This window comes from Nocardioides nitrophenolicus, assembly GCF_016907515.1.
Classification (GTDB): Bacteria; Actinomycetota; Actinomycetes; order Propionibacteriales; family Nocardioidaceae; genus Nocardioides; species Nocardioides nitrophenolicus.
The window spans coordinates 4,651,372-4,675,638 of the sequence record NZ_JAFBBY010000001.1; the positions used below are offsets into that span (position 1 = coordinate 4,651,372).

At 73.4% G+C, this 24,267-nt stretch carries 25 protein-coding genes; 12 read left to right on the forward strand and 13 right to left on the reverse strand.

Annotated elements, in window-relative coordinates; all coding sequences use genetic code 11:
- Nucleotides 1-108: 108 nt before the first annotated feature.
- On the reverse strand, nt 109-678 hold the full coding sequence (locus JOD66_RS22355; RefSeq protein ID WP_204839020.1) for an O-methyltransferase: 570 nt from the start codon (nt 676-678) through the stop codon (nt 109-111).
- A gap of 482 nt (nt 679-1,160) precedes the next feature.
- Between JOD66_RS22355 and JOD66_RS22360 the strand changes: the two genes are divergently transcribed.
- The 7 genes from JOD66_RS22360 (at nt 1,161) to cimA (ending at nt 7,959) form a co-directional block, all read left to right on the forward strand.
- The gene (locus JOD66_RS22360; RefSeq protein ID WP_204839021.1) at nt 1,161-1,325 is read left to right on the forward strand and encodes a hypothetical protein; all 165 of its coding nucleotides are present in this window, start codon (nt 1,161-1,163) and stop codon (nt 1,323-1,325) included.
- Between the two features lie 11 nt (nt 1,326-1,336).
- Entirely contained in the window at nt 1,337-2,434 is a 1,098-nt protein-coding gene (locus JOD66_RS22365) for a 3-isopropylmalate dehydrogenase (RefSeq protein WP_204839022.1), read from the forward strand.
- Between the two features lie 82 nt (nt 2,435-2,516).
- On the forward strand, nt 2,517-3,596 hold the full coding sequence (locus JOD66_RS22370; protein ID WP_205126511.1) for a branched-chain amino acid aminotransferase: 1,080 nt from the start codon (nt 2,517-2,519) through the stop codon (nt 3,594-3,596).
- A 36-nt stretch (nt 3,597-3,632) separates the two neighbouring features.
- Nucleotides 3,633-4,037 carry an MmcQ/YjbR family DNA-binding protein gene (locus JOD66_RS22375; protein ID WP_204839023.1) on the forward strand — a complete coding sequence of 135 codons (405 nt, stop codon included), beginning with the start codon at nt 3,633-3,635 and terminating at the stop codon, nt 4,035-4,037.
- Between the two features lie 43 nt (nt 4,038-4,080).
- A complete protein-coding gene (locus tag JOD66_RS22380) occupies nt 4,081-4,440 on the forward strand; it encodes a hypothetical protein (RefSeq protein ID WP_204839024.1) in 360 nt (119 codons plus the stop codon).
- Nucleotides 4,441-4,472: 32 nt separating this feature from the next.
- Nucleotides 4,473-6,188, forward strand: coding sequence for a protein kinase domain-containing protein (locus tag JOD66_RS22385; protein ID WP_204839025.1), 1,716 nt, complete (start codon nt 4,473-4,475; stop codon nt 6,186-6,188).
- A gap of 166 nt (nt 6,189-6,354) precedes the next feature.
- Nucleotides 6,355-7,959, forward strand: coding sequence for a citramalate synthase (cimA, locus tag JOD66_RS22390; protein WP_204839026.1), 1,605 nt, complete (start codon nt 6,355-6,357; stop codon nt 7,957-7,959).
- A gap of 45 nt (nt 7,960-8,004) precedes the next feature.
- On the opposite strand, the gene JOD66_RS22395 is transcribed toward cimA, so the two are convergent.
- Both JOD66_RS22395 and JOD66_RS22400 read right to left on the reverse strand, forming a co-directional pair.
- The gene (locus JOD66_RS22395) at nt 8,005-8,970 is read right to left on the reverse strand and encodes a type IV toxin-antitoxin system AbiEi family antitoxin domain-containing protein (protein ID WP_204839027.1); all 966 of its coding nucleotides are present in this window, start codon (nt 8,968-8,970) and stop codon (nt 8,005-8,007) included.
- A gap of 131 nt (nt 8,971-9,101) precedes the next feature.
- Nucleotides 9,102-9,698, reverse strand: a complete 597-nt coding sequence (locus JOD66_RS22400; protein ID WP_204839028.1) for a TetR/AcrR family transcriptional regulator — start codon at nt 9,696-9,698, stop codon at nt 9,102-9,104.
- A 95-nt stretch (nt 9,699-9,793) separates the two neighbouring features.
- On the opposite strand from JOD66_RS22400, the gene JOD66_RS22405 reads away from it, so the two are divergent.
- Both JOD66_RS22405 and JOD66_RS22410 read left to right on the forward strand, forming a co-directional pair.
- Nucleotides 9,794-10,351: an NAD(P)H-dependent oxidoreductase gene (locus JOD66_RS22405; RefSeq protein WP_204839029.1), complete on the forward strand. Its 558-nt coding sequence runs from the start codon at nt 9,794-9,796 to the stop codon at nt 10,349-10,351.
- Nucleotides 10,352-10,374: 23 nt separating this feature from the next.
- Nucleotides 10,375-11,799: an amidase gene (locus JOD66_RS22410; protein WP_204839030.1), complete on the forward strand. Its 1,425-nt coding sequence runs from the start codon at nt 10,375-10,377 to the stop codon at nt 11,797-11,799.
- 4 nt (nt 11,800-11,803) lie between these two features.
- Here the strand turns inward: JOD66_RS22410 and bioD are convergent, their stop codons facing one another.
- The 7 genes from bioD to JOD66_RS22445 all read right to left on the reverse strand — a co-directional run bounded on the left by bioD (nt 11,804) and on the right by JOD66_RS22445 (nt 18,265).
- On the reverse strand, nt 11,804-12,463 hold the full coding sequence (bioD, locus tag JOD66_RS22415; protein ID WP_204839031.1) for a dethiobiotin synthase: 660 nt from the start codon (nt 12,461-12,463) through the stop codon (nt 11,804-11,806).
- Nucleotides 12,460-13,587, reverse strand: a complete 1,128-nt coding sequence (locus JOD66_RS22420; protein WP_204839032.1) for an 8-amino-7-oxononanoate synthase — start codon at nt 13,585-13,587, stop codon at nt 12,460-12,462. The genes bioD and JOD66_RS22420 overlap by 4 nt, the downstream gene beginning before the upstream one ends.
- A complete protein-coding gene (locus JOD66_RS22425; protein ID WP_204839033.1) occupies nt 13,584-14,867 on the reverse strand; it encodes an adenosylmethionine--8-amino-7-oxononanoate transaminase in 1,284 nt (427 codons plus the stop codon). Before JOD66_RS22425 ends, JOD66_RS22420 begins: the two co-directional genes overlap by 4 nt.
- Nucleotide 14,868: 1 nt before the next feature.
- Entirely contained in the window at nt 14,869-16,014 is a 1,146-nt protein-coding gene (gene bioB, locus JOD66_RS22430) for a biotin synthase BioB (protein WP_204839034.1), read from the reverse strand.
- Between the two features lie 357 nt (nt 16,015-16,371).
- Complete coding sequence (locus JOD66_RS22435) at nt 16,372-16,980, reverse strand: energy-coupling factor transporter transmembrane component T family protein (RefSeq protein WP_204839035.1); 609 nt, start codon at nt 16,978-16,980, stop codon at nt 16,372-16,374.
- Nucleotides 16,977-17,678 carry an energy-coupling factor ABC transporter ATP-binding protein gene (locus JOD66_RS22440; RefSeq protein WP_307823660.1) on the reverse strand — a complete coding sequence of 234 codons (702 nt, stop codon included), beginning with the start codon at nt 17,676-17,678 and terminating at the stop codon, nt 16,977-16,979. The genes JOD66_RS22435 and JOD66_RS22440 overlap by 4 nt, the downstream gene beginning before the upstream one ends.
- On the reverse strand, nt 17,675-18,265 hold the full coding sequence (locus tag JOD66_RS22445) for a biotin transporter BioY (RefSeq protein WP_204839036.1): 591 nt from the start codon (nt 18,263-18,265) through the stop codon (nt 17,675-17,677). Before JOD66_RS22445 ends, JOD66_RS22440 begins: the two co-directional genes overlap by 4 nt.
- A 112-nt stretch (nt 18,266-18,377) precedes the next feature.
- Here JOD66_RS22445 and JOD66_RS22450 point away from each other — a divergent pair, with 112 nt between their 5' ends.
- The 3 genes from JOD66_RS22450 to JOD66_RS22460 all read left to right on the forward strand — a co-directional run bounded on the left by JOD66_RS22450 (nt 18,378) and on the right by JOD66_RS22460 (nt 21,312).
- A complete protein-coding gene (locus JOD66_RS22450; RefSeq protein WP_204839037.1) occupies nt 18,378-18,869 on the forward strand; it encodes a TetR family transcriptional regulator in 492 nt (163 codons plus the stop codon).
- A gap of 131 nt (nt 18,870-19,000) precedes the next feature.
- On the forward strand, nt 19,001-20,449 hold the full coding sequence (zwf, locus tag JOD66_RS22455; RefSeq protein ID WP_204839038.1) for a glucose-6-phosphate dehydrogenase: 1,449 nt from the start codon (nt 19,001-19,003) through the stop codon (nt 20,447-20,449).
- Between the two features lie 8 nt (nt 20,450-20,457).
- Nucleotides 20,458-21,312, forward strand: coding sequence for an SGNH/GDSL hydrolase family protein (locus tag JOD66_RS22460; RefSeq protein ID WP_204839039.1), 855 nt, complete (start codon nt 20,458-20,460; stop codon nt 21,310-21,312).
- Here the strand turns inward: JOD66_RS22460 and JOD66_RS22465 are convergent.
- The 3 genes from JOD66_RS22465 to JOD66_RS22475 all read right to left on the reverse strand — a co-directional run bounded on the left by JOD66_RS22465 (nt 21,251) and on the right by JOD66_RS22475 (nt 24,259).
- Nucleotides 21,251-22,378, reverse strand: a complete 1,128-nt coding sequence (locus tag JOD66_RS22465) for an alpha/beta hydrolase (protein WP_204839040.1) — start codon at nt 22,376-22,378, stop codon at nt 21,251-21,253. The genes JOD66_RS22460 and JOD66_RS22465 overlap by 62 nt on opposite strands.
- Before the next feature lie 90 nt (nt 22,379-22,468).
- A complete protein-coding gene (locus tag JOD66_RS22470; RefSeq protein WP_204839041.1) occupies nt 22,469-23,344 on the reverse strand; it encodes an SDR family NAD(P)-dependent oxidoreductase in 876 nt (291 codons plus the stop codon).
- 57 nt (nt 23,345-23,401) lie between these two features.
- Nucleotides 23,402-24,259: a helix-turn-helix transcriptional regulator gene (locus JOD66_RS22475; RefSeq protein WP_204839042.1), complete on the reverse strand. Its 858-nt coding sequence runs from the start codon at nt 24,257-24,259 to the stop codon at nt 23,402-23,404.
- Nucleotides 24,260-24,267 lie beyond the last annotated feature (8 nt).

Genomic DNA, 24,267 nt, shown 5'->3' on the forward strand with positions numbered 1-24,267 from the left:
CCTCGTCGTACCCGGCAGATGGGTCGCGGTTCCGGTCGAATCGCGACCCGCATGCCGGGTACGACGCACCGCTCGCCCCCTGGCGGGCTCACGGCGTGCGCGGAGGGGTCAGCGACGGGTGGCGATCAGCGCCGAGGCGTCGGGCGCGACCATCACCTCGACGGTCGTGAACCGCTCGTCGGTGAGCCACTCCTCGCGCAGGGTGTCGACCCGGCCGCCCGTGATCGGCGGCCACATCTCGCAGGGGAAGAAGTCGTCGAGCACCACGATGCCGCCCGGCTCGACCAGGTCGGCGATCTTGTCGACGCCGACCGCCGAGCGGTCGCCGGAGTCGAGGAACAGCAGCGAGAACGGGCCCTTGTCCATCAGCGTCGACCAGTCCGCCTCGAGGACGTCGACCAGCGGGTCGTCGTCGAAGATCTCGATCGCGGCCGCCGCCAGCTTGGGGTCGAGCTCCGCGGTGAGGATCCGCGCCTTGTCGTTGCGCACGCCTGAGCGCAGCCAGGCGGTGCCGACCCCGCACCCGGTCCCGAACTCGGCCATGGTGCCCTCGCGGGTCGCCGCCAGCGCGGCGAGCAGCCGACCGGTCTCGTTGCGGCAGAACGACACGTACCCGGCGCGCCGGGACACGTCGAACGCGCGGTAGACCACGTCGGGCAGCTCGGGGGGCGCGCTCATGTCTTGAGTCTCACCCGGCGGTCAAGGACCGGGACGCAGGTCTCGGATCGTGGGCGTGGCGGGGTGGGCGGGGTGCAGGAATCGCCGGTTGACCGGTTATTCCTGCACCCGAGCGTTCGCATGCTGGACGAACCGCGGACACACCCACCCGCCCTGCCGTACAGTCGTCCCATCATGCGGAGCGCCCTTCTCGTAATCGTGCGCCGCGGCGAGGCCTGAGAGAGGCCACCTCGCCGCGGTGAACGCGGCGTTCCCCGATACCGCGTCGGGCTTCTCGATCAGCTGAAGTCCCGGCACGTCTCCGCAGTACACCGCGGCGGGCCCACCGATCGGCATATCGCGCGATCCGCATCCCCGTCGCAGTCGAGCTCCCGTGAGATCCACGAGCTGACGCCCACCCGTCGCGGTGGGAGCGGCCAGGACTGACCAGCACCCGTCAGCACCGCCCTCCCTCGTTCCCGACGTTCCGAAGGACGCCAGCCATGTTCAGCACCACCACCTCCCGCTCGACCCACTACCGCGACGCCCGGGAGTGGGGTCCGGCCAAGCACGACCCGGAGCACCCCTTCCACCTCGCCCAGCTCGACACGCCCGCCGCGGGGACTGACCTGCGAGACGGTGACGCCGCGCTCCCCGACGACAACTAGGTTTTCCTCCCATGACCGACTCCTCCGCTGCAGCCCCCGTCACCACCGGCCAGGTCGCTCTCGGCGTCATCCCCGGTGACGGGATCGGCCCCGAGGTGACCGCCGAGGCGCTCAAGGTCCTCGAGGTCGCGGCGCCGGCCGACCTGAAGTTCGCGCAGACCTCCTACGACCTCGGCGCGGAGCGCTACCTGCGCACCGGCGAGGTGCTGCCCGACAGCGTGCTGGAGGAGATCCGCGGCCAGGACGCCCTGCTGCTCGGCGCCGTCGGCGGCAAGCCCAACGACCCGAACCTGCCCCCGGGCATCCTGGAGCGGGGCCTGCTGCTCAAGCTGCGCTTCGAGCTCGACCACTACGTCAACCTGCGCCCCTCGCGCATCTACCCGGGCTCGGTGTCGCCGCTGTCCGAGGCGGTGCTGAGCAAGGGCGAGGTCGACTTCGTCGTGGTCCGCGAGGGCACCGAGGGTCCCTACACCGGCAACGGCGGCGCGCTGCGGGTCGGCACCCCGGCCGAGGTCGCCACCGAGGTGTCGGTCAACACGGCGTACGGCGTCGAGCGGGTGATCCGCGACGCCTTCGAGCGCGCCCGCAAGCGCCCCCGCAAGAAGCTCACCCTGGTCCACAAGACCAACGTGCTGGTGCACGCCGGCCAGGTGTGGTGGCGGCTGTTCCAGCAGGTCGCCGAGGAGTACCCGGACGTCACCACCGACTACAGCCACATCGACGCGGTGATGATCTACCTGACCACCGACCCGCAGCGCTTCGACGTGATCGTCACCGACAACCTGTTCGGCGACATCGTCACCGACCTCGCCGCCGCGATCAGCGGTGGCATCGGCCTGGCGGCGTCGGGCAACGTGAACCCCGACCGCACCGCGCCGTCGATGTTCGAGCCGGTCCACGGCTCGGCGCCCGACATCGCCGGTCAGCTCATCGCCGACCCGACCGCCGCGATCCTCTCCGGCGCGCTCCTGCTCGACCACCTCGGCCACCCGGAGGCCGCGGCGAAGATCGAGGCGGCGGTGCTCGCCGACCTCGAGGCGCGTGCGCCGGGCTCGCAGCGTCGTACGCCCGAGGTGGGCGACGCCATCGCGGCCCGAGTAGCCGGCTAGTCCGCGCGCTGGGCACCTCGCCCGGCAGCGCGGGCAGACGGCCCACTCCCGACCCGCGTTAACGAGGACTAACCTGATGACCATGCAGATCACCACCACCCTCTCTGCGACCCCGACCGACGACGCCCGGCTGGCCGAGATCCTGGCCAACCCGGGCTTCGGGGTGCACTTCTCCGACCACATGTTCACCGTCGAGTGGACGCCGGAGCGGGGTTGGTACGACGCCCGGATCACGCCGTACGGCCCGATCACCCTCGACCCCGCGGCCGCGGTCCTGCACTACGCGCAGGAGACCTTCGAGGGGATGAAGGCCTACCGCCACGACGACGACTCGCTGTGGCTGTTCCGCCCCGAGGCCAACGCCGAGCGGATGAAGCGCTCCAGCCACCGGCTGGCGCTGCCGGTGCTCGAGGTGCCCGACTTCCTCCAGGCCGTCGAGGAGCTGGTGAAGGTCGACGAGCGCTTCGTCCCCGGCAACCCCGACGGCGGCGAGAAGAGCCTCTACCTGCGCCCGTTCATGTTCGCCTCGGAGAAGTTCCTCGGGGTGCGGCCCTCGCAGCACGTCACCTTCATGGTGATCGCGAGCCCGGCCGGCGCCTACTTCAAGGGCGGCATCAAGCCGGTCACGCTGTGGCTCACCGAGGAGTACACCCGCGCCGGCCGCGGCGGCATGGGCGCGGCCAAGACCGGCGGCAACTACGCCTCCTCCCTGGTCGCCCAGCAGGAGGCGTACGCCCAGGGCTGCGACCAGGTGGTCTTCCTCGACGCCCAGGAGGGCACGTACGTCGAGGAGCTCGGCGGGATGAACATGTACTTCGTCTTCGACGACGGCTCGATCGTGACCCCCGAGACCGGCACCATCCTCGAGGGGATCACCCGCTCCTCGATCATCGAGCTCGCCGGCAAGATGGGCCACCAGGTCACCGAGCGGAAGTTCGGCATCGACGAGTGGCGCGGCGGGGTCGCCAGCGGCCGGATCACCGAGATCTTCGCCTGCGGCACCGCCGCCGTCGTGACGCCGGTCGGCTCGCTGAAGTACGCCGGCGGCGAGATCCCGGCGCCCGCCAGCCAGGACCTCACCATGCGGATCCGCGAGGCGCTGGTCGGCGTCCAGCTGGGCCGCGCCGAGGACACCTTCGGCTGGATGCGCCGCATCGACTGACCGAGTCGTGTGGGTGAGCAGGCGATACTGGCTGCCATGGCGCACCCGATCATGTTCCGCGACGACGACCCGGGGCTGGCCGAGCTGCGGGCGATCTGCCTGGCCCTCCCCGGCGCCGAGGAGCGCGTCAGCCACGGCCGGCCGACCTTCCGGGCCGGCAAGATCTTCGCCGCGTTCGGCGGCTCCGAGAAGATTCGGCCCGGCGAGCACCGGAGGGTGCCGAGCGCGTTCATCTTCACCCCCGACGCCGTCGACCTGCCCGCCATCGACGAGGACCCGCGCTTCTTCGTGCCCGCCTACTACGGTCCCTACGGCGGCCGCGCGATCGACCTCGCCGACCCCGCGGTGGACTGGACCGAGATCGCCGAGCTGGCCGACGCGTCGTACCGCCGGGTCGCGCCGAAGCGGCTGCTCGCGGAGCTGGACGCGCGATCTGAGTAGCCGCACTCTGCCGGACCGGCGCGAGCGCGGCGACGATCCGGACATGACCCCCCAGCGACTGATCGTCCTCGTCCGTGTCCTCGCCGTCCTCGTCCTCGCCTCCTTCCCCGTCGTGGTCGCGCTGCCCCGCAGCGGTGACCGGGTGACCGTCGCCGCCACGGCCGTGGTCGCCATGCTCCTGGCGGGGAGCCTCGGTCTCGCGGTCCGGGGCGGCGCCGCCCGGGTGCCCGCCGCCGTGGTGACCGCCGCCGGCGGACTGGCGGTCGCGGGTGCGGAGGCCTACCTGCTCAACCTGCCCTCCGACGGCGCCGACATCCCGCTCGCCGGGGTGGGCATCCTCTTCCTCGGCCTGCTCGCGCTCCTGGTGGGCGTGCTCACCGTCGCCCGGCCGCGCGTCCGGTGAGGCGCGGGCGTCCCCGCGGGTAGCCTCGGGGTGTGACCCTCCGCCCCGAGAGCAGCGCGCCCACCCACGTGGGCCACTACGCGCTGCTCACCAAGCTGGGGGAGGGTGGGATGGGCATCGTCCACCTCGCCCAGGGCCCCGACGGGCAGCGGGTCGCGCTCAAGGTGCTGCGCCCGCAGGTCGTCGGCGACCAGGAGGCGCGCAACCGGCTGGCCCGCGAGGTCGGCTCGCTGACCCGGGTGCGCAGTCCGTGGGTCGCGGAGATGCTCGACGCCGACCCGTGGGCCGAGGTGCCGTACGTCGTCACCCGCTACGTCCCGGGCTTCTCGCTCCACGAGCACGTCGCCACCGAGGGCCCGATCTCCGGGCGCGACCTGCTCTGGCTGGCCGGCTGCCTCGCCGAGGGCCTGGCCGCGGTCCATGCGGCCGGCGTGCTGCACCGCGACGTCAAGCCGGGCAACGTGCTGATGGAGGGCCGCACCCCGATCCTCATCGACTTCGGGCTGGCCCGGGTCGCCGACGACGTGCGGCTCACCCAGACCGGCTGGCTGCTCGGCACGCCCGGCTACCTCGCCCCCGAGATCCTGTACGGCGACGAGGCGACGCCCGCGGCCGACGTCCACGCCTGGGCGGCGACGGTCGCCTACGCCGCGAGCGGGCGGGCGCCGTACGGACGCGGGCCGGCGATGGCCGTCATGGACCGCACCCGGCGCGGGCAGCACGACCTCGCCGGGATCGAGAGCCCGCTGGCCGAGGTGCTCGCCGCCGCGCTCGACCCGGATCCGCTCGAGCGACCCCTGCTCGAGGAGCTGTTGGCGTGGCTGCGCCCGCAGAGCACCCGCCCCGAGCTGCCGGCGGTACCCCCGCCGGGAGCGCTCTTCACCGGGGCCGGCCCGGTGGCCGACGACTTCACGCTGCCGCTGGCGCTCGCCGCTCAGGCCGGCGCCCCGGTCGCGCCCGGCCCGGTGACGCCGCCGACGGTGCCCGAGCCCGCCGCGCCCGGCACCCAGATGCTGCCGACCGCCGTCGAGGCGCCGGTGCCGCCGCCTCCGCCCGCGCCGCCCACCACGGCCGGACCCACCTCGCCCGCCCTGCCGCCGGCCCCGCCGCCGGCCGCGATGGCGCGGATGGAGCAGCAGTTCGACCAGGCCTGGGATCTCGAGCAGGCGTTCGTCGTGCAGCCGAAGCCGCCGCTGGGCGAGCGGCTGCGGCGCTGGACCGCGGTCGGTCTCGGCGCGGCCGGGCTGGGCGCCGGCTTCGCCGCGGCGCCGTGGGTCGCCGCGGTCGTGGTCGTGCTGACGGTCTGGCTGCTGCGCGCGGGCTCGCTGGCCGCGTCGGCGGTGGCGAGCCGGCGTACGGTCCGTGGCGTGAAGTGGTACGACGGCCTGCGCTGGGTCACCACCAGCCCGTGGCACCTGGTGCGGGCCGTGACCGGAACCGTCGTGCTCGTGTCGTGGAGCGCCGGCCTCGGCGTGGCGGCCGGGCTGCTCGGCTACGCGCTGGCGCTCGACGTCCCCACCACCCTGCTCGCCGGCGGCACCGTGCTCGGCATCGCGCTGTGGTCGGGGCCGGGCAGCAGCCGGTTCCGCTCGCCGGTGTCGCGGGTGCTCGACCCGCTGTCGCGCCGGCCGGTCCCGTGGCTGCTCACCTGCGCCCTGCTGCTGGCGCTCGCCGCCGGGCTCGGCGTGCTCGTCGTCGGCAACGGCGTGTCCTGGTTCCCGTGGACCGACGGCCCCTTCGGGCTGTGAGCCCGTGGACTCCGGGCGGGATGCTCGGCCGTTCGTGGCACACTGACCTCGTGAGCACCTTCACCACGATCATTAGTTAGCGCGTCCGACGCCCGTCGGACGCGCCAGCCTCTCGTTGTCGGGAGGCTTTTGTTTTGCCCAGGTGACACCCAGCGAGAGATCCCCGATGACCCAGCAGCTCGACCTCCACGGCTCCTTCCACGTCTACGACACCACCCTGCGCGACGGCATGCAGCAGGAGGGGCTCAACCCCACGGTGGCCGACAAGCTCGCCATCGCGCGACACCTGGACGGGCTCGGCGTCGGCTACATCGAGGGCGGCTGGCCGGGTGCGAACCCCAAGGACACCGAGTTCTTCCGTCGCGCCGCCCAGGAGCTCGATCTCAAGCACGCGCGGCTCGCCGCCTTCGGCTCCACCCGCCGCGCCGGCCTGCTCGCCGCCGACGACCCGCAGGTCGCGGCGCTGCGCGACAGCGGCGCGGGCGTGGTCACCCTGGTCGCGAAGTCCCACGTCGGCCACGTCGAGAAGGCGCTGCGGACCACGCTCGAGGAGAACCTCGCGATGATCCGCGACACCGTCAGCCACCTGCGCGGCGAGGGCCAGCAGGTCTTCCTCGACGCCGAGCACTTCTTCGACGGCTACCGCCTCGACCGGGCCTATGCGCTCGAGGTGCTCCGCACGGCGTACGACGCGGGCGCGGAGGTGGTCGCGCTGTGCGACACCAACGGCGGCATGCTGCCGGGCTGGGTCTCCGACGTCGTCCACGACGTCCTCGAGAGCACCCAGGTGCGGGTCGGCATCCACTGCCACAACGACACCGGCCTCGCCGTCGCCAACACCCTGGCGGCGGTGGAGGCGGGCGCGACCCACGTCCAGGGCTGCATCAACGGCTACGGCGAGCGCACCGGCAACGCCGACCTGATCAACGTCGTGGCCAACCTGGAGCTCAAGCTCGACCAGCAGGTGCTCCCGCCGGGCCTGCTCACCGAGGCCACCCGGATCGCGCACGCCGTCGCCGAGGTCACCAACGTCCCGCCGGCCGCCCGCCAGCCCTACGTCGGCGCGTCGGCCTTCGCCCACAAGGCCGGCCTGCACGCCAGCGCGATCAAGGTCGACCCCGACCTCTACCAGCACATGGACCCCGCCGGCGTCGGCAACGACATGCGCCTGCTGGTCTCCGACATGGCCGGCCGGGCGACCATCGAGCTCAAGGGCAAGGAGCTGGGCTTCGACCTCTCCGACAACCCCGAGCTGGTGACCCGGGTGACCAACCGGGTCAAGGAGCTGGAGCTGCGCGGCTACACCTTCGAGGCCGCGGACGCCTCCTTCGAGCTGCTCCTCGCCGAGGAGGTCGACGGCCACCGGCCGTCGTACTTCGACGTCGAGAGCTGGCGGGTGATCACCGAGACGCTCACCCACGCCCGGCCCGGGGACGAGGCGGTCTCCGAGGCCACCGTGAAGCTGACCGCGGCCGGGGTGCGCTACGTGGTGACGGGGGAGGGCAACGGACCGGTCAACGCCCTGGACCAGGCGCTGCGCTCGGCGATCGAGCAGGCGTACCCGGAGATCGCGAAGTTCGAGCTGATCGACTTCAAGGTGCGCATCCTCGACCAGGGGCACGGCACCGACGCGATCACCCGGGTGCTCATCGAGACCACCGACGGCGCGTCGTCGTGGGTCACCGTCGGGGTCGGCGCGAACGTGATCGAGGCGTCGTGGGAGGCCCTCGCCGACAGCCTCACCTACGGGCTGCTGCGGCACCACAACTGAGCGAGACCTGCTGCCGGCACGCATCCGGTGAGTGCCGCCAGCAGGTCAGGCGCAGGGGTCGGCGCAGCGCGGGCAGCACCGCGGCTCGCCGGACCAGCCGCGCCGCTGGAGCACCCGAGCGACCCACCGCGTGGTGCGGCAGGGTTCGCCGAACACCAGGCCGTAGGTGACCCGCAAGGTGATCGCGTCGTTCGACGCGGCCTCGGCCAGGTCGCGCCGCGCATCGGCGTCGCGCGCCCGGGAGCCGTCGTGATACGCCCGGCCGTCGAGCTCGATGACCACCCCGAGATCCTCGTACCGGACATCCTGGTCGGTCCGCCTCCCCGTGGCGTGACTGGTGCGTTGACGCCGGCCCGCAGGCAGCCCGTGGGCGCGCTCGACGAGGTGGAGGTAGCCGCGCTCGAGCACCGAGTTGGCACCCTGCTCGACGTCGTCGATCATGCCGGCGACCAGGGCACGACGGGTGACCCTGGCGCGTTCGGCGAGGGCCGTGCGCAGCAGGCGAGGGACGACCTCACGGGTGAAGCAGGCCTGGGTCAGGGCGGCGTACGCCCCTGGGACGTCGTCTGCCCGGATCCGGTCCTCCATCACATCGAGGGTCGCGTGGTGCGGAGTCGTCCGGGGCGGGCGCCGGCGCCAGTCGACCCGGGATGCCAGATGTGCGCTGCGGTGGACGACGACTCCGGCGATCGGGCGCAGGGTGCGGTCGGGGCCGACGCACACGTGGACGACTCGCGGTTCGCCTCCCGGCATGGCGGACTCATGCGAGAGCGCGGCCGGGGCGTACGCGAACAGTGCCACCCACTCCCGTTGGCGCCGGGTCAGCGCGCCGGTGTGGTCGACGTAGACCCCGGGCTCGACGGCGCGCAGCTCACGGCGCCGCGTCATCCGGGCGATGTCGTGATCGGTGGCGCCGAGCTCCAGCAGCTGTGCGCGGGTGACCACGCCGTCCTGCTCGCGGCGCAGGATGATCTGCAGCTCCGGGTGAGAGAAGTCGAGATGACGCGGCACGGCCGCATGCTGGCACCGACGATCGGGTGGCTCAAGGGCGTGCCGGCGTACCTGTGGAGGAGCGCTCGTCGAGCACGTCACCTGCCCGTGCCACGCACCAGATGCGTGCCGACAGCAGGTCAGGCGCGATCTCACGCGGGTGGAGCGACCACCCGGGCGACCAGGTCGTTCCACCCGGCGACGACCTGCGCCTCGCTCATCCCGCCGGCGTCCATCTGCTGGCGCAGCACCGGGACGGCCAGCGGGGCGACCAGGGCGGTCGAGAGGTAGCCGAGGTCGCCCTGGACGCCGAGCTCGGCCAGCAGCATCCGGACGTGGAGCGCGACGAACCCGAGCACGGCGTAGTTCTCGCCCCAGGTCGTGCCGGCCGCCTCGATCAGCGCGGCCTGCTCGCGGTGGTGGCGCAGCCGGGACGCGCCGAACGCGAGCAGCCGCTCCAGCGGCGGCGCGCCGGGGCCGAGCGGCGGGGGCCCGCTGATCACGCTCGCCTGCCACTCCTCCTCGCGATGGTTGAGCAGCGAGGCCATCAGCCCCTCACGGCTGCCGAAGCGCCGGAACACCGTGCCCTTGCCGACCCCGGCCCGGGTCGCGACCGCCTCGGTCGTCAGGTGGTCGACCCCGCAGGACTCGATCAGCTCGGCCGCCGCCCGCAGCAGGGCCTCGCGGTTGCGCGCGGCGTCGCGGCGTACGACGGGCGCGGTGGTGAGCAGCGGCAGATCCCTGGACATGGTGAGGCCACCCTAGGTCGCGGCACCGACGGTCGCTCGCGAAAACTTTCTCCGGACCCGGGAATGAAAGCGGACCACGGTCCGTTTCGACCCTCATGACTGACACCCAGAACACTCGCGTCGCCGTGCTCGTCGGTTCCCTGCGGGCCGACTCCCTCAACCGCAAGCTCGCCGAGATCCTGCGCGACGAGGCGCCCGCCGGCGTCACGCTGGACATCGTCGAGGGCCTGGACCAGGTCCCGTTCTACAACGAGGACATCGACGGCGCCAACGCCCCGGCCGCCGCGGTCGCGCTGCGCGAGCGGGTCGGCGCCGCCGACCGCGTGCTCGCGGTGACCCCCGAGTACAACGGCACCATGCCGGCCGTCCTCAACAACGCCATCGACTGGATCTCGCGCCCGTACGGCGCCGGCGCCGTGGTCGGCAAGCCGTTCGGCGTCATCGGCGCCACCCCCACGCCGTACGGCGGCAAGTGGGCCCACGGCGACACCGCCCGCTCCGCCGGGATCGCCGGTGCGATCGTGGTCGAGGACGTCACCGTCTCCCAGCCCGCCGTCGATGTCGACCCGACCACCGACCCGGAGGTGCGCGCCAAGCTGCTCGCCGCTCTGGGCACCCTGGTCGAGTTCGCCCCCGAGGTGACCGCCGCCTGAACCCGGGTGGCTAGGGTCGGGTCGTGGCCGACCTCCACGACCTGACCGCCCTCGAGCAGGGCGCGCTGATCCGCTCCGGCGAGATCAGCCCCGTCGAGCTCACCGAGCACTACCTCGAACGCGCCGCGCGTCTCCCTCGGGAGTACGTCGACGGCGCGTTCGCCTTCCTCGACCCGGACGCCGCGCGGCGCCGGGCGCGGGAGGTCGCGGCCGTCGGGCCGGTGGGGGAGGGCGCCTCGCCGCTGGCCGGCGTACCGACCGCGATCAAGGACCTCAACCTGACCCGGGGCGTGCCCACGGCCTTCGGCTCGGCGGTGTTCGACGGCTACGTCCCCGACGTGTCCGACGGGGTCGCGCTGGCGATCGAGGACGCCGGGATGGTGAGCCTCGGGAAGACGAGCACGCCCGAGTTCGGCTCGCCCTGCTACACCGAGCCGGAGGGACGCCCGCCGGCCGTCACGCCGTGGGACACCACCCGGATGGCGGGTGGCTCCTCGGGCGGGGCCGCCGCCGCGGTGGCCGCCGGCCTGGTCCCGGTCGCCCAGGGCTCCGACGGCGGCGGCTCGATCCGGATCCCGGCCTCCTGCTGCGGCCTGGTCGGGCTCAAGCCGAGCCGGGGCCGGATCAGCGGCTTCCCGATGTACGGCGACCCGGTCGGACTGGCCGTCGCCGGGCCGATCGCCCGGACCGTCGCCGACGCCGCCGCACTGCTCGACGTGCTCGCCGGCCGCCGGGCGGGCGACCCGTCGTGGGCGCCGGAGCCGGGCGGCAGCTTCCTGTCCGCCGCGGGTCGCGAGCCCGGCCGGCTTCGGATCGCACGCTTCGACCGGCCGGTCATCGCCGACGTCGAGGTGCACCCCGAGGTCCAGCGGGCCTACGACGACGCCTCGCGGCTGCTCGCCTCCCTCGGTCACGTCATCGAGGACGTCCAGGTGCCGCTCCCGCCCGAGGCGGTCGGCGTCTTCGAGACCTGCTGGGCTGTCCTCACGGCGCTGTCGACGGTGCCGCTCTCTCTCGAGCAGCGCACCGGCATCCGCCCGCTCACCCGCTGGCTCGGGGAGCGCGGCGAGCAGGTGTCGGGCCCCGAGTTCGGGCTGGCGATCGGGGCGATGCGGCGGCACGCCGCTGACGCGCTGGTGGCGCTGGCGCCGTACGACATCGTGCTCACCCCCACCCTGGCCACTCCGCCGCTGCCCGTCGGCGCGATCCGCGACGACGCGGACCCGGCCGCCGACTTCGAGGCGCAGAAGCGCTTCACGCCGTGGACGTCCGCATGGAATGTCACCGGCATGCCCGCCGTCTCGCTGCCCCTGCACCAGACTCCCGAGGGTCTTCCGGTCGGCGTGATGCTCGCCGCCCGGCCCGCCGAGGAGGAGCTGCTGATCTCGTTGGCCGCCCAGGTGGAGGCCGCCGCGCCGTGGAGGGATCGCCGCCTGCCGCTGTGGTGAGCGGTCAGCCGAACCAGGTGGGCGCCGCCGCCCGGAACGCCTCGGGTGCGAGCGCACCGGCGCCCTCGGGGATGACGGCGAGGAGCGGGACGCCGGTGCCGTGCGGCAGGTCGGTGCGGTTGCAGTCCTCGGCGAGGCCGGGGTCGGTCGGCCAGGACCCGATGATGAGCCCGGTGGGCTCGACCGCGGCGGCGCGCAGCGCGGCGACGGTGAGCTCGGTGTGGTTGAGCGTGCCGAGCCCGGCTCGGGTCACGACGACGACCTCGGCGTCGAGGGCGACGGCGAGGTCGAGCAGGGTGCCGCCGTCGAGGTCGAGGCGGACCAGCAGGCCGCCCGCGCCCTCGACGAGCACGAGGTCGTAGGACGACAGCTGCTCCCGGATCGTGCTGACGTGCTCGCGGACGGTCGGCAGGCTCGCGCCCTCGCGCTGGGCCGCGGTGTCGGGGGCCAGAGGGTCGCGCAGGCGCGCGAGCTCGAGCGCGTCGACGCCGGCGAGCGCCGCGACCGTGTCCACGTCGGCGAGTTCGACGCTGTCCGGGCCGATGCCGGTCTGCACCGGCTTGACGACGAGCACCCGTCCGGGTGCGGTCGCGGCCAGTGCTGCCGTGGCGACGGTCTTCCCGACGCCGGTGTCGGTGCCCGTCACCACGACGACCCGGGTCACTGGTGCTCCTTCACGAGGTCGGCGAGGACCACGACAGCACGGTCCCAGTCGTCCTCGGGAACCCCGGCCGTGACGGTGATCCGCAACCGCGAGATGCCGTCGGGAACCGACGGCGGGCGGAAGCAGCCCACCCGCAGCCCGGCCTCCAGGGCAGCCGCCTGCGCGGCGACGGCGGCCCGGGGTGAGGACATCGGGACCGACAGCACCGCCCCGGCGGGAGCCGCGACGCCGAGGGTGTCGGCCAGCGCGGCGACCCGGGAGCGCACCGTGGCCCCAAGCTCCGGCCGCGCCCGGATCGCGCGCAGCGCGGCCAGGGCGCCCGCGGTCGGCGCCGGCGCCAGGCCGGTGTCGAAGATGAACGGCCGGGCCCGGTTGACCAGGTGCTCACGCAGCGCCCGGGAGCCGAGGACGGCGCCGCCCTGCGCGCCGAGCGACTTCGACAGCGTCGCGGTCACGACGACCTGGGGCCGGCCGGCGAGTCCCAGGCCGGCCACCAGGCCCGGGCCGTGCACCCCGACGGCGTGGGCCTCGTCGACGACCAGCAGTGCGTCGTACTCCGCGCACAGCGCGGCCAGCTCGACCAGCGGCGCCGCGTCGCCGAGCACCGAGTAGACCGACTCGACGAGCACCAGCGCCCGCTCACCCGCCGCCGCCGCGGCGACCAGGCCGGTGCGGACGGCCTCGACGTCGCTGTGCGGTACGACGCTGAGCCGGGCCCGGGAGAGCCGGACCCCGTCGACCAGGGAGGCGTGGACGTGCGCGTCGGAGAGGATCCGGGTGGTGCGGTCCGCGAGCGCGGCCACGACGGCCAGGTTGGCGTGGTAGCCGGTCGAGAAGACCAGCGCGGCGGGCTGCCGGAGATAGTCGGCGAGCTCGCGCTCCAGCTCCTCGTGGAGGCTGAGGGTGCCGGTGACCAGGCGCGAGGCGCTGGCGCTGGATCCCCACGCCAGTGCGGCATCCGCGGCCGCGCGTCGGACGGCGGGGTCGCGGGCCAGGCCGAGGTAGTCGTTGCCCGCGAGGTCGACGGTCGCGTCGTCGGCGACCCGGGGTCGCAGCCGGCGGGTCAGGCCCGCGGCCTCGCGTTGCTCGGCCTGCGCCCCGAGCCAGCGCTCCCAGGTGGTCATCCGGCCTTCACCGCCTCCGTGATGCCGCCCACGATGCGGTCGATGGCGTCCGGCCCGGCGACGTAGGGCGGCATCGCGTACACCAGGTCGCGGAACGGCCGCAGCCACACGCCCGCCGCGAGCGCGGCGTCGGTCGCCGCGACCACGTCGACCGGATGGTCGAGCTGGACGACGCCCACCGTGCCGAGGGTGCGCACGTCGGCGACGCCCGGGAGGTCGCGCAGCGGGCCCAGGCCGACACGGAGCCGCTCGCCGATCGCCGTGACCGTGGCCCTCCAGTCGGAGGCGAGCAGGAGGTCGATCGACGCACCGGCGACCGCGCAGGCCAGCGGGTTGGCCATGAAGGTGGGGCCGTGCATGACCACGCCGGCCTCGCTGCCGGAGATCCCGCGGGCGACGGCGTCGGTCGTGAGTACGGCGGCGAGGGTGAGGTACCCGCCGGTGAGCGCCTTCCCGACGCAGAGCACGTCGGGGACGACCAGCTCGCTGACGAACAGGTGCCCCGTGCGGCCGAAGCCGGTGGCGATCTCGTCGAACACCAGCAGCAGGCCGTGGTCGTCGGCGACCTCGCGGAGCAGGTGGAGGCACGCCTCGGGGTAGGGGTGCATCCCGCCCGCGCCCTGCAGCAGCGGCTCGACGACGATCCCGGCCAGCTCGTGGGCATGGCGGGCGGCGATCTCCCGGACGTCGTCGGCCCAGGTCGCGACGGCGGCCGGGCCCGCGTCGTACGCCGGTGGCTGGGGCGCGAACACCTGGCGCGGGAGCGTGCCCGCCCACAGGCTGTGCATCCCGCCGTCGGGGTCGGTGACGCTCATCGGGTGGAAGGTGTCGCCGTGGTAGCCGCCGCGGACGGTGAGCATCCGGGTGCGATCGGGGCGGCCGACGCCCCGCTGGTACTGGAGCACCATCTTCAGCGCGACCTCGACGCTCACCGAGCCCGAGTCGGCGAGGAAGACCCGCTCCAGCGGCTCCGGCGTGATGGCGACCAGGCGCCGGCCCAGCTCGACGGCCGGCTCGTGGGTGAGCCCGCCGAACATGACATGGCTGAACCGGCCGGCCTGCTCGGCCAGCGCGGCGTCGAGCGCGGGGTGCCGGTAGCCGTGGATCGCCGACCACCACGAGGACATCCCGTCGACCACCCAGCGGCCTTCGACCTCCAGCTCGCAGCCGCGGGCGCCGGTGACCAGCCGGACCGGCGTCGGCTCGGTCATCGAGGTGTAGGGATGCCACAGGTGCTCGCGGTCGAACGCGAGCAGCCCGGTGGCCTCGGCGACGCTCATCTCAGGCGTTCGCCGGGACCTCGGTGCCCGCGCCGCGGGTCCGGATCTGCGGCCCGCAGGTGCCCCCGGAGGAGCATCCGCCGCACCCGTCGCCGCAGGCGTGGGACTCCACCGGGCGGTCGTGGGCCGCGATCAGCTCGTCGAAGGCGGCGGCGTCGAGGCCCAGGATGGTGAAGCCGTTGTCGCGCAGCATCTCCAGGTCGGCCCGCGCGTCCTGTCCCTCGGAGGTGAGGTAGTCGCCGAGGAAGATCGAGTTCGCGACCTGCAGCGCGGTGGCCTGCAGGGTACGAAGGTGCAGCTCGCGCCCGCCCGCGATCCGGATCTCCTTGTCGGGGCACACGAACCGCGCCATGGCCAGGATCTTCACGCAGCGGAGGGGGGAGAGCTCCCAGGTGTTCTGGTACGGCGTCCCGTCGAACGGCATCAGGAAGTTGACCGGGATCGAGTCGGTGTCCAGTGCCTTCAGTGCGAACAGGGCCTCGACCAGCTGCTCGTCGGTCTCGCCCAGCCCGGCGATCAGCCCCGAGCACGGCGAGAGCCCGGCCTCCTTGGCCTTGCCGATGGTGTCGACCCGGTCGTCGTAGGTGTGGGTCTGGACGATGTTGTCGTGGTGGGACGCGGCGGTGTTGATGTTGTGGTTGTAGGCGTCCACCCCGGCCGCCTTGAGCCGTGCGGCCTGCCCGTCCTTGAGCAGCCCGAGACACGCGCAGACCTCGACGCCGTCGTACTCGTCCTTGAGAGCCTCGGTCATCTCCACGACCCGGTCGATGTCGCGCTCCGAGGGGCCTCGGCCCGAGGAGACCATGCAGACCCGGGTCGCGCCGCCGCGCAGCCCGGCGCCGGCCTGCGCGAGGGTCTCCTCCTTGGAGAGCCAGGAGTACTTGAGGATCGGCGCCTGCGAGCCCAGCGCCTGCGAGCAGTAGTTGCAGTTCTCCGGGCACAGGCCGGACTTGAGGTTGACCAGGTAGTTGACCTTGACCGTGGTGCCGAAGTGCGCGCGTCGCAGCCGCCCGCCGGCCGCCACCAGGGCCATCAGCTCGCTGTCGGGCGCCTGGAGGACGGCGAGGGCGTCGGCCTCGGTGGCGGACCCGCCGGCGAGGATGCGGGTCGCCAGCTCGTCGAAGCTCGGTGCGGTCGTCGTGGTCATGGTGCTCCTCGTGCGGGTCCTGGGTCCGACCTGAACAGTGTTCAGGTCGCTCAGGATAGCCGGGATCGAGCCGCTCCGCCACGGCTGGCCGCAGGGGCACGGCGGGCGCCAGGTCGCACCGCTGCGTGCGCGGGCCGCGGGGGTTTCTCGTCGGGCGCGCCGCGTTGCCTGGACGAAGCGCAGCGAGCGCCAAATGACGCAGCCGGGTCGCGGGCTCTTCTCGTCGGGCGCGCCGCGTTGCCTGGACGAAGCGCAGCGAGCGCCAGCGAGCGGAGCGGAGGAAGGCAACGCGCCAAAGCGCGCCCGACATGCGCGAGCGCAGCGAGCGCCAAATGACGCAGCGAGCGCCAAGATGGTTCAGTCGCCCAGCCCGCGCGCGTGCAGCGCGTCCCCGGTCGCCCGGGCGTGCGCGACGACCCGGATCACGAGCGGCGTGAGATAGGCCCGCGGGTTCCGCTCGAGCCCCCGTGCCCGGGCGGCGTCACGGGTCTCGCCGGCGATGGCGAGGGTGAGCGGGATGCCGCGGATCATGAGCGAGAAGGCGAGCGCGACCAGCTCCGGGTTGACGCCGAAGCGGCGCCACGGGCCGAGCCATCGGGTGATCGCGTCGACCATCCGCTCGACGGAGGTGGTCGTGGTGAAGACCGTGGCGAGCAGGAGCAGCGCGATCAGGGCGCCGACGACGACGAAGGCGTGCTCGGCACCCCGCTGCCAGGTCTGGTACGCCGCCAGCAGGGTCATCGCGACGAGCACCCCGCGCAGCGCCCGCAGCGCCCGGCCCAGGCGGACCCTCGCGATCGCGCAGCACAGCACCGCCAGCACGAGCAGGCCCGCCGTCGTCGCGACGCCGCGGAAGGCGACGGCGACCACGCTGATCACCAGCAGTCCGAGCAGCTTCGCGCCGACGGGCAGCCGGTGGAAGACCGAGGTGCCCGGCTGGTAGTCGCCGAGCGGGCCGGCGCTCATCCCGCGCTCGCCCGGTAGTGGTCGACGACCTCGGCGGGGGCGCCGTCGGCGACCACGGCGCCGTCGTCGACGAGCAGGGCCCGGTCGCAGCGCAGGGCCAGGTCGAGGTCGTGGGTGGCGAGCACCAGCTGCTGCGGCAGGCCGAGCAGCAGGTCGCCGATCATCCGGGCATTGCGCAGGTCGAGCAGCGTGGTCGGCTCGTCGGCGACCAGGATCGCGGGATCGGTGGCGAGGACGCCGGCCAGCGCGAGCAGCTGGCGCTGGCCACCGGAGAGGGTGTGCACGCTGCGGTCGGCCAGCTCCGCGAGTCCGTACGTCTCGAGCACCGCCCGCGCGGCGTCGGCCCGCTCCTCGCGCCCGCGCACCTGGTGCCGCAGGGACAGCGCGACGTCCTCGACGACGGTCGGCATCACCAGCTGCGCGCTGGGGTCGGTGAACACGAAGCCGACCCGGCGGCGTACCTCGCGGCCCTTCCTCGCCACGTCCAGGCCGTCGACGGTGACCCGCCCGGTCGTCGGCTCGACCAGGCCGTTGACCAGGCGCGCGAGGGTGGACTTGCCCGAGCCGTTGGGGCCGATCAGTGCGATCCGCGGCTCGGTGAGGTCGAGGGTCGTCTCGCGCAGCACGGTGACCTCGGGGACCGGGCCGCCGGGCGTCGCGGCCCGGACGACGACCCGGTCGAGCTCGATCCGGCTCACGCCGCGGAGGTCTCCTCGACCCGGGCGGGGCGCTTGCGGGCGGCGAGGTCGGGGAACGCGCGGTGCACGGCGGTCGCGACGAGCGCCATCACGACGTTCTTGGCGATGTCGCCGGGGAAGTACGCGGCGTCGAAGCTGAACGCCTCCTTGAGGCTGAGGTCCGCGCGCCAGGCCAGGTTCAGCGGGCCGAGGGTGTGGACGACGAGGAAGCTGCTGAGCAGGCCGCAGGTGAAGACGAAGGTGAACTGGGTGGCGCCGTGGCGGTTGCGGTAGACGAGGTAGCCGCACAGCGCGGCCGCGATCGGGAACGCGACGAGGTAGCCGGCCGTGACGCCGCTGTAGTGGGAGATGCCGGACGCGCCGCCGGAGTAGATCGGCAGCACCAGCCCGGCGACCAGGTAGAGCAGCACGCTCAGGAACCCGCGTACCGGGCCGAGCGCGGCGCCCGTGAGCAGCACGCCGAAGGTCTGCAGCGAGTACGGGACGCCGATCCCGGTCTTGATGTCCGGCAGGATGGCGCACACCGCGATGAGCGCGGCGAAGCCGGCGATCAGGGCGACGTCGGTGGTGGGGGTGCGGCGGGTCATCGGGTCACTCTCGGTTCGGGGGAGCGCGGGCGCGCAGTTGAACGGTGTTCAGGTTAGGCTGGGTGCCCGATCCGGGTCAACGCGGCCCGGAGGGCGAGACGAGGAGGAGCGGGTGCGCTACCGGAGGGATGACGTGGTCGCCCGTGCGATCGAGGTCCTCGACGCCCACGGCCTCGACGCGCTGTCGATGCGCCGCCTCGCCGGCGACCTGGGTGTTCAGCCCGGCGCGCTCTACCACCACTTCACCAACAAGGACGCGCTGCTCGCCGCCATCGCCGACGAGATCCTGCGCCGCGGCCGGCGTCCGGCCGAGATCATGGCCTGGGACGCCGAGGTGCAGCTGCTCTGCCTCGGCCTGCGCGACGCGATGCGCCGCCACCGCGACGGCGCGGTCCTCATCGCGCAGGTCAACCGGGCCGACTCCGAGGCGCTGGAGCGCCCGCTGCGCGAGGCCATCGAGCGGGCCGGTGCCGACGCCGACCTGGCCCGGGTCGGCGCGCGCGCCCTGCTGCGCTACGTCCTGGCTCACGAGGACGTGACCGACCCCGACTTCGCGCGGGGCCTCGACCTGCTGCTCTCCGGCCTGCGCGCGCGGCTGGTCTGAACCGCGTATCTGACGAACGGGTCGTGGATTCGCCGGATCCGCGACCCGATCGTCAGATGCGCGGCGCGGGAGCCGCCACTCGTCGCCTCTCGTTATCGTGGCAGTAACGACGAGGAGGCACAGTGGACGACATGGCACCGAAGACCCAGAAGCCCGTGACGGTCGTGCTCTTCGGCGCGACGGGCGACCTGGCCCGCCGCAAGCTGCTCCCGGGCCTGCTCCACCTGTTCGAGACCGGCCTGCTGCCTCAGCTGCAGATCGTCGGCACCTCCCTCGACGAGCACACGACCGACTCCTTCGTGCAGTTCGTGCACGAGGCCGTCCAGGAGTTCTCCGGTGACGACGGTGACATGGCGGCGTGGCCGGAGTTCTCCCGGCTGCTCCACTGGGCGCCCGGCGCCGAGGGGCCGGCCGGGCTGCGGGCGGCGGTGGAGAAGGCGGAGTCGGAGTGGACCGGCGACCGGGTGCGGCTCCACTACCTGAGCGTGCCGCCCAAGGCCGCGCTGTCGGTCGTGAAGACCCTCGACGACGCCGGCCTGGCCGAGGGCAGCCGGATCATCATGGAGAAGCCGTTCGGCGTCGACCTCGCCTCGGCGAAGGCGCTCAACGCCGAGCTCCACAAGACCTTCGCGGAGTCGCAGATCTACCGGATCGACCACTTCCTCGGGAAGGAGGCCGCGCAGAACATCCTCGCCTTCCGCTTCGCCAACGGCCTCTTCGAGCCGATCTGGCACCGCAACAACATCGACCACGTGCAGATCGACGTACCCGAGGAGCTCGGGCTCGAGCAGCGCGCCAACTTCTACGAGTCGACCGGCGCCTACAAGGACATGGTCGTCACCCACCTGTTCCAGGTGCTCGCGTTCACCGCGATGGAGCCGCCGACCTCGCTGCATCCCGACGCCATCAACGAGGAGAAGAACAAGGTCTTCCGCTCGATGATGCCGATCGACCCGGCCAACGTGGTGCGCGGGCAGTACCAGGGCTATCGCGACATCGAGGGTGTCGCGCCCGAGTCGGAGACCGAGACCTTCATCGCGCTCAAGTGCTTCATCGACAACTGGCGCTGGGCGGGGGTGCCCTTCTACCTGCGCACCGGCAAGCGGCTCGCCGAGGGGGCCCGGATCATCTCGATCGCGTTCAAGGAGCCACCCCGCTCGATGTTCCCCAAGAACTCGGGCGTCGGCGACCACGGCCCCGACCACCTCACCTTCGACCTCGCCGACAAGGCGAAGATGTCGCTGTCCTTCTACGGCAAGCGACCTGGCCCGGGGATGAGGCTCGACAAGCTGTCGATGCAGTTCGCGATGACCGACACCACCTGGGCGGGCTCCGTGCTGGAGGCCTACGAGCGGCTGATCTATGACGCCGCCCGCGGTGACCAGACCCTGTTCACCTCCGCCGAGGGCATCGAGCGGCTGTGGGAGGTCTCCGAGCCGCTGCTCGAGAACCCGCCCGTCGTCCGGCCCTACCGACAGGGCAGCTGGGGCCCCAACCAGATCCACCAGCTGGTGGCGCCGTACGCCTGGCGGCTGCCGTTCGAGCGCCAGTGGCGCAACCCCAACGCGATGGGCGGCTGAGCCCACCCGTGATCCGGCCCGTGGTCGGGCGCTGTCTGGCCACACTGGTCCTGGTGCTGGTCGCCTGGGGGCTGGTGGTGGCGGTCCGCGAGCCGGCGCCGGTCCAGGTCGGCGCCACCGGGCCGACGGCCCGGCCGGGGGCCTACGTGCTCGCCCTCGGCGACTCGGTCCCGGCCGGCAACGCGTGCGACTGCGAGCCCTACCCGGTGCGGTACGGCGAGCTGCTCGGCACCGCGACACACACCCGGGTCACCGTCGACAATCGCGCGGTCGGCGGCAGCGACTCCGCGGACCTGCTCGACGAGCTCGACGACCCGGACCTGCGGGCCGTCGTACGCCGGGCCGACATCGTGCTGCTCACCATCGGTGCCAACGACTTCGGCGACCAGCACGACGACATCGTCGGCGGGCGCTGCTCGCCGGACGAAGCCGACTGCGTCGGCGACGAGCTCACCGCGCTCCGCGAGCGTCTCACCGCCGCTCTGGGCACGATCCGCGCCCTGCGCGGCGCGCGGCCGACGACCGTGCTGGTGACCGGCTACTGGAACGTCTTCGAGGACGGCGACGTCGCGCGGGAGGACTACGGCCCGGAGGGACTCTCCGCCGCACGAGCGCTGACCCGGCGCGCCAACGCGGTGATCCACACGGTGTCCGACGCCGCCGGGGCGCGCTACGTCGACCTGGCCGCGGCCTTCCGCGACGCCGGCTCGGACCCGACCGAGCTGCTCGCCGACGACGGTGACCATCCGAATGCCGCGGGCCACGACCTGATCGCGCGGGCGCTGCTCGCGGCCGGCACCGTCACGGACGGAAGCCCGCCACGTTCCGCCCCAGCCAGCGCAGCGCCTGCGGGAGCAGGTTGATCCACACCGAGTCGCGGTGGCCGGCGTTCTGCAGGATCACGGCATGGACCGCCGTGGGCGTCCGGGTGACCCGGAGGAAGCGGGCGCTGGACTGGTAGCTCACCGGATCGGCGTGCGAGGTCTCCAGCCACAGCGACACCGGCGGGTGGCGCTCGGCCACCGCGCGGACGAGGTCGTAGTGCCGGGCCGCCGCGCTGGTCGGGCCGAAGGGCTCGTAGAAGGGTCCGAACTCGGGGCGGAAGTAGCCGCCCAGCACGATCCCCGCGCCGTACTGCGCCGGATGCAGGACCGTGGCCATGGCAGCGTCGAAGCCCCCGGCCGAGTAGCCGACACTCGCCCACGCGTCACGGTTCGCGACCACCCGGAAGTGCTGCCCGAGCCAGGCCGGCACGTCGCGGGTCAGCCAGGTCTCCACCAGCGGCCGGCCGGCGCCGCCGTCGACGCCCTCGGTGTCGACGCCGCGGGGGAACTCGATCTGGGGCATCACGACCAACGGCGCCCGGAGCCGGTGCGCGGCCACCTCCTGGTCGACCTGCTGGGGCAGGTGGAAGACGCTGACCCAGCTGGGCGGGTCGCTCGGGTAGCCGTGGAAGGCCTCGAGCACCGGGAAGCGCGCGGTCGGCGCTGAGGCATAGCCCGGCGGCAGCTGGACCAGCACCTTCCCGGTGAGCCCGCTGGCGGCGCCGTGCACGACGTAGTCGGCGAGCCCGGACGGGCCGACGGCCAGCGGCACCGGATCGGTCGCCACCGGCTCGGCCCGCCCGCGCACCGGGATGTTGGGGGCTGCCTGCTCCGCGCCGCCCCGGTGCTGGGAGGTCTGGGTGACGTCGCCGGTGAGCGCGCCGCGCAGGTCGGCCCAGTTCGCGAAGAACAGGTACGTCGCGTTGAGCTGGGTGGCCGCCACCAGCAGCACCAGCAGGTTGACCGTCGCCAGCGAGCCGACCCGGCCGGCGACGTGCCAGGGGGTGCCGCGGGTCAGCCGCGGCCACAGCCAGACGACCGCCACGAAGGCGGCGACGGTCAGGGCGATGATCCCGTCGAGGAAGATCGGTCCGGTGAGCGACATGCTGTCCCCCTGGCGCCGCGTCGCGCGACACGGCCGATGCGGCCATCAAAGCGCGCGATCCTGAGACCAGGCTGATCGCCGGGCTCACTCCTAGCGGACCACCGCGTCGCTGTAGGTGGGCGGACCGCCGAGCAGCTCGCGGCGGGAGAGCGGGACGCGGCCGTCGACGTCGGTCACGCCCAGCTCGACGGCCAGCTCGGCGCCGATCAGGGCCCGTCCCGACCTCTCCTGCTTGGCGCCGTCCGGTCCCGAGTCGAGGGCGGCGATGACCCGGCCGGTGAGCTCGGGATGCTCCATCATCGGCAGCGAGTCGGCGTACAGGTCCGGGTCGGCGTCGACGACGCGCATCGTGCGCTCGGTGCGCAGCAGCCCCGGCCAGAGCGAGATCACGCTGACCCCGCAGTCGGCGAGATCGACCGCCATGTCATGGGTCATCTTGTCCACCCCCGCCTTGACCGCGCCGTACGCCGGCCCGTGGAGGTAGCAGACCGCGCCGAAGCCGGAGATGTTCACGACCAGCGGCGCGCGGGCCGCCGAGTCCAGCAGCAGGGGAGTGGCGTGCCAGGTCATCGTGTACGTCGAGCGCAGCCCGACGTCGAAGGTCGCCACCGCGTCCAGCGACTTCTCCCAGAAGTGACCGCTCGCGGTGATGTCGTCGGGCACGGCGAACGCATTGTTGACCAGCAGGTCGAGCCCGCCCCGCTCCCGTCGCACCTGCTCTACCAGGGCGGCCCCCGCCGCGTCGTCGCGGTGGTCGCACACGACCGCGATCCCGGTCCCGCCCCGCTCGGTCACCGCTGCCGCGGTCTCGCCGATCGTGCCCCCGAGATCGTGTGACCCCGGGGCGACGCTGCGGCCGGTGACGTAGACGGTGTAGCCCGCGTCGCCGAGGGCGAGGGCGATCCCCTTGCCCAGCCCACGGCTGGCTCCGGTGACGATGGCGACGCGGTTCTGGGGTGCAGGCACGCGGCGACGCTAGCCGACGCGCGTTGCGTCCCCCCGGCTCAGGCGGGCCGTGGTCGCTCAGTCGATGACGCCCGCCTCGCGCGCCAGTCGTACGGCGTGCACCCGGTTGGCGGCGTGCAGCTTGCGCATCGCGTTCTTGAGGTACGACTTCACGGTGCTCTCGACGAGTCCGAGAGACGCGGCGACCTCGCGGTTGCTCTGGCCGAGCGCGACCTGGGCGAGCACGTCGATCTCGCGCGCGGCGAGCCCGGTCGGAGGCGCGATCGCGCGCCCGGCCCCGGGAGCAGCAGGCGGAGCAGGCGTGCGGCCCTGCTCGACCCGGCAGCGGACCTCCTCGAGGCGAGCACGCAGGGTCTCGTCCTGGACCAGGGTGGCGAGGGCGGCGAGCTCGTCGGAGATGTCGCGCAGGTCGGCGCGGGTGAGCGCCACCTCGGATGTCGCCGGTCGGGTGGCGGGCTCGAGGCCGGCGAGCCGGCGGCGTACCTCGTCCTCGACGGCGAGCTCGCGCTCGACGCGGCGCACGAGGGGCAGGAAGGCGTCGTACCAGACGTCGCCGAGGTGGACCTGGGTGCGGTGGCCGAGATAGACGACGACGCGTGGCGCGCGGTCGACCATGATCGGGAGGGCGGTGACGGTCTCGAGCTCCTCGGCGCGCACCGGTACGTCGTACTGGTGGGTGATCCCGCGCGCGTCGAAGTAGCTGGTCACCGACGCGGGGCGGCCGAGGAGCAGCGCCTTGCCGCCGAGGCCGTAGCCGCTGCGCACCCGCAGGCCGCGCAGCGAGTTGGTCTTGGCGCCGTGGAGCGCGGTGACGTCGATGGCCGTGCCGCCGGGGGTGACCGGCCCGCCGAAGGTCATGTCGCTGCGTCCGGCGGCGTGGAACTCCGCGAGCGTGCGTGCGAGGTCGAGCGCCATGGCCTCAA

Excerpts from the sequence above, each read along its gene's own strand:
- JOD66_RS22355 (WP_204839020.1), bottom strand. The coding sequence starts at position 678 with ATGAGCGCGCCCCCCGAGCTGCCCGACGTGGTCTACCGCGCGTTCGAC.
- JOD66_RS22360 (WP_204839021.1), top strand. The coding sequence starts at position 1,161 with ATGTTCAGCACCACCACCTCCCGCTCGACCCACTACCGCGACGCCCGG.
- JOD66_RS22365 (WP_204839022.1), top strand. The coding sequence starts at position 1,337 with ATGACCGACTCCTCCGCTGCAGCCCCCGTCACCACCGGCCAGGTCGCT.
- JOD66_RS22370 (WP_205126511.1), top strand. The coding sequence starts at position 2,517 with ATGCAGATCACCACCACCCTCTCTGCGACCCCGACCGACGACGCCCGG.
- JOD66_RS22375 (WP_204839023.1), top strand. The coding sequence starts at position 3,633 with ATGGCGCACCCGATCATGTTCCGCGACGACGACCCGGGGCTGGCCGAG.
- JOD66_RS22380 (WP_204839024.1), top strand. The coding sequence starts at position 4,081 with ATGACCCCCCAGCGACTGATCGTCCTCGTCCGTGTCCTCGCCGTCCTC.
- cimA (WP_204839026.1), top strand. The coding sequence starts at position 6,355 with ATGACCCAGCAGCTCGACCTCCACGGCTCCTTCCACGTCTACGACACC.
- JOD66_RS22400 (WP_204839028.1), bottom strand. The coding sequence starts at position 9,698 with ATGTCCAGGGATCTGCCGCTGCTCACCACCGCGCCCGTCGTACGCCGC.
- JOD66_RS22405 (WP_204839029.1), top strand. The coding sequence starts at position 9,794 with ATGACTGACACCCAGAACACTCGCGTCGCCGTGCTCGTCGGTTCCCTG.
- JOD66_RS22420 (WP_204839032.1), bottom strand. The coding sequence starts at position 13,587 with ATGACCACCTGGGAGCGCTGGCTCGGGGCGCAGGCCGAGCAACGCGAG.
- JOD66_RS22425 (WP_204839033.1), bottom strand. The coding sequence starts at position 14,867 with ATGAGCGTCGCCGAGGCCACCGGGCTGCTCGCGTTCGACCGCGAGCAC.
- bioB (WP_204839034.1), bottom strand. The coding sequence starts at position 16,014 with ATGACCACGACGACCGCACCGAGCTTCGACGAGCTGGCGACCCGCATC.
- JOD66_RS22435 (WP_204839035.1), bottom strand. The coding sequence starts at position 16,980 with ATGAGCGCCGGCCCGCTCGGCGACTACCAGCCGGGCACCTCGGTCTTC.
- JOD66_RS22445 (WP_204839036.1), bottom strand. The coding sequence starts at position 18,265 with ATGACCCGCCGCACCCCCACCACCGACGTCGCCCTGATCGCCGGCTTC.
- zwf (WP_204839038.1), top strand. The coding sequence starts at position 19,001 with ATGGCACCGAAGACCCAGAAGCCCGTGACGGTCGTGCTCTTCGGCGCG.
- JOD66_RS22465 (WP_204839040.1), bottom strand. The coding sequence starts at position 22,378 with ATGTCGCTCACCGGACCGATCTTCCTCGACGGGATCATCGCCCTGACC.
- JOD66_RS22475 (WP_204839042.1), bottom strand. The coding sequence starts at position 24,259 with ATGGCGCTCGACCTCGCACGCACGCTCGCGGAGTTCCACGCCGCCGGA.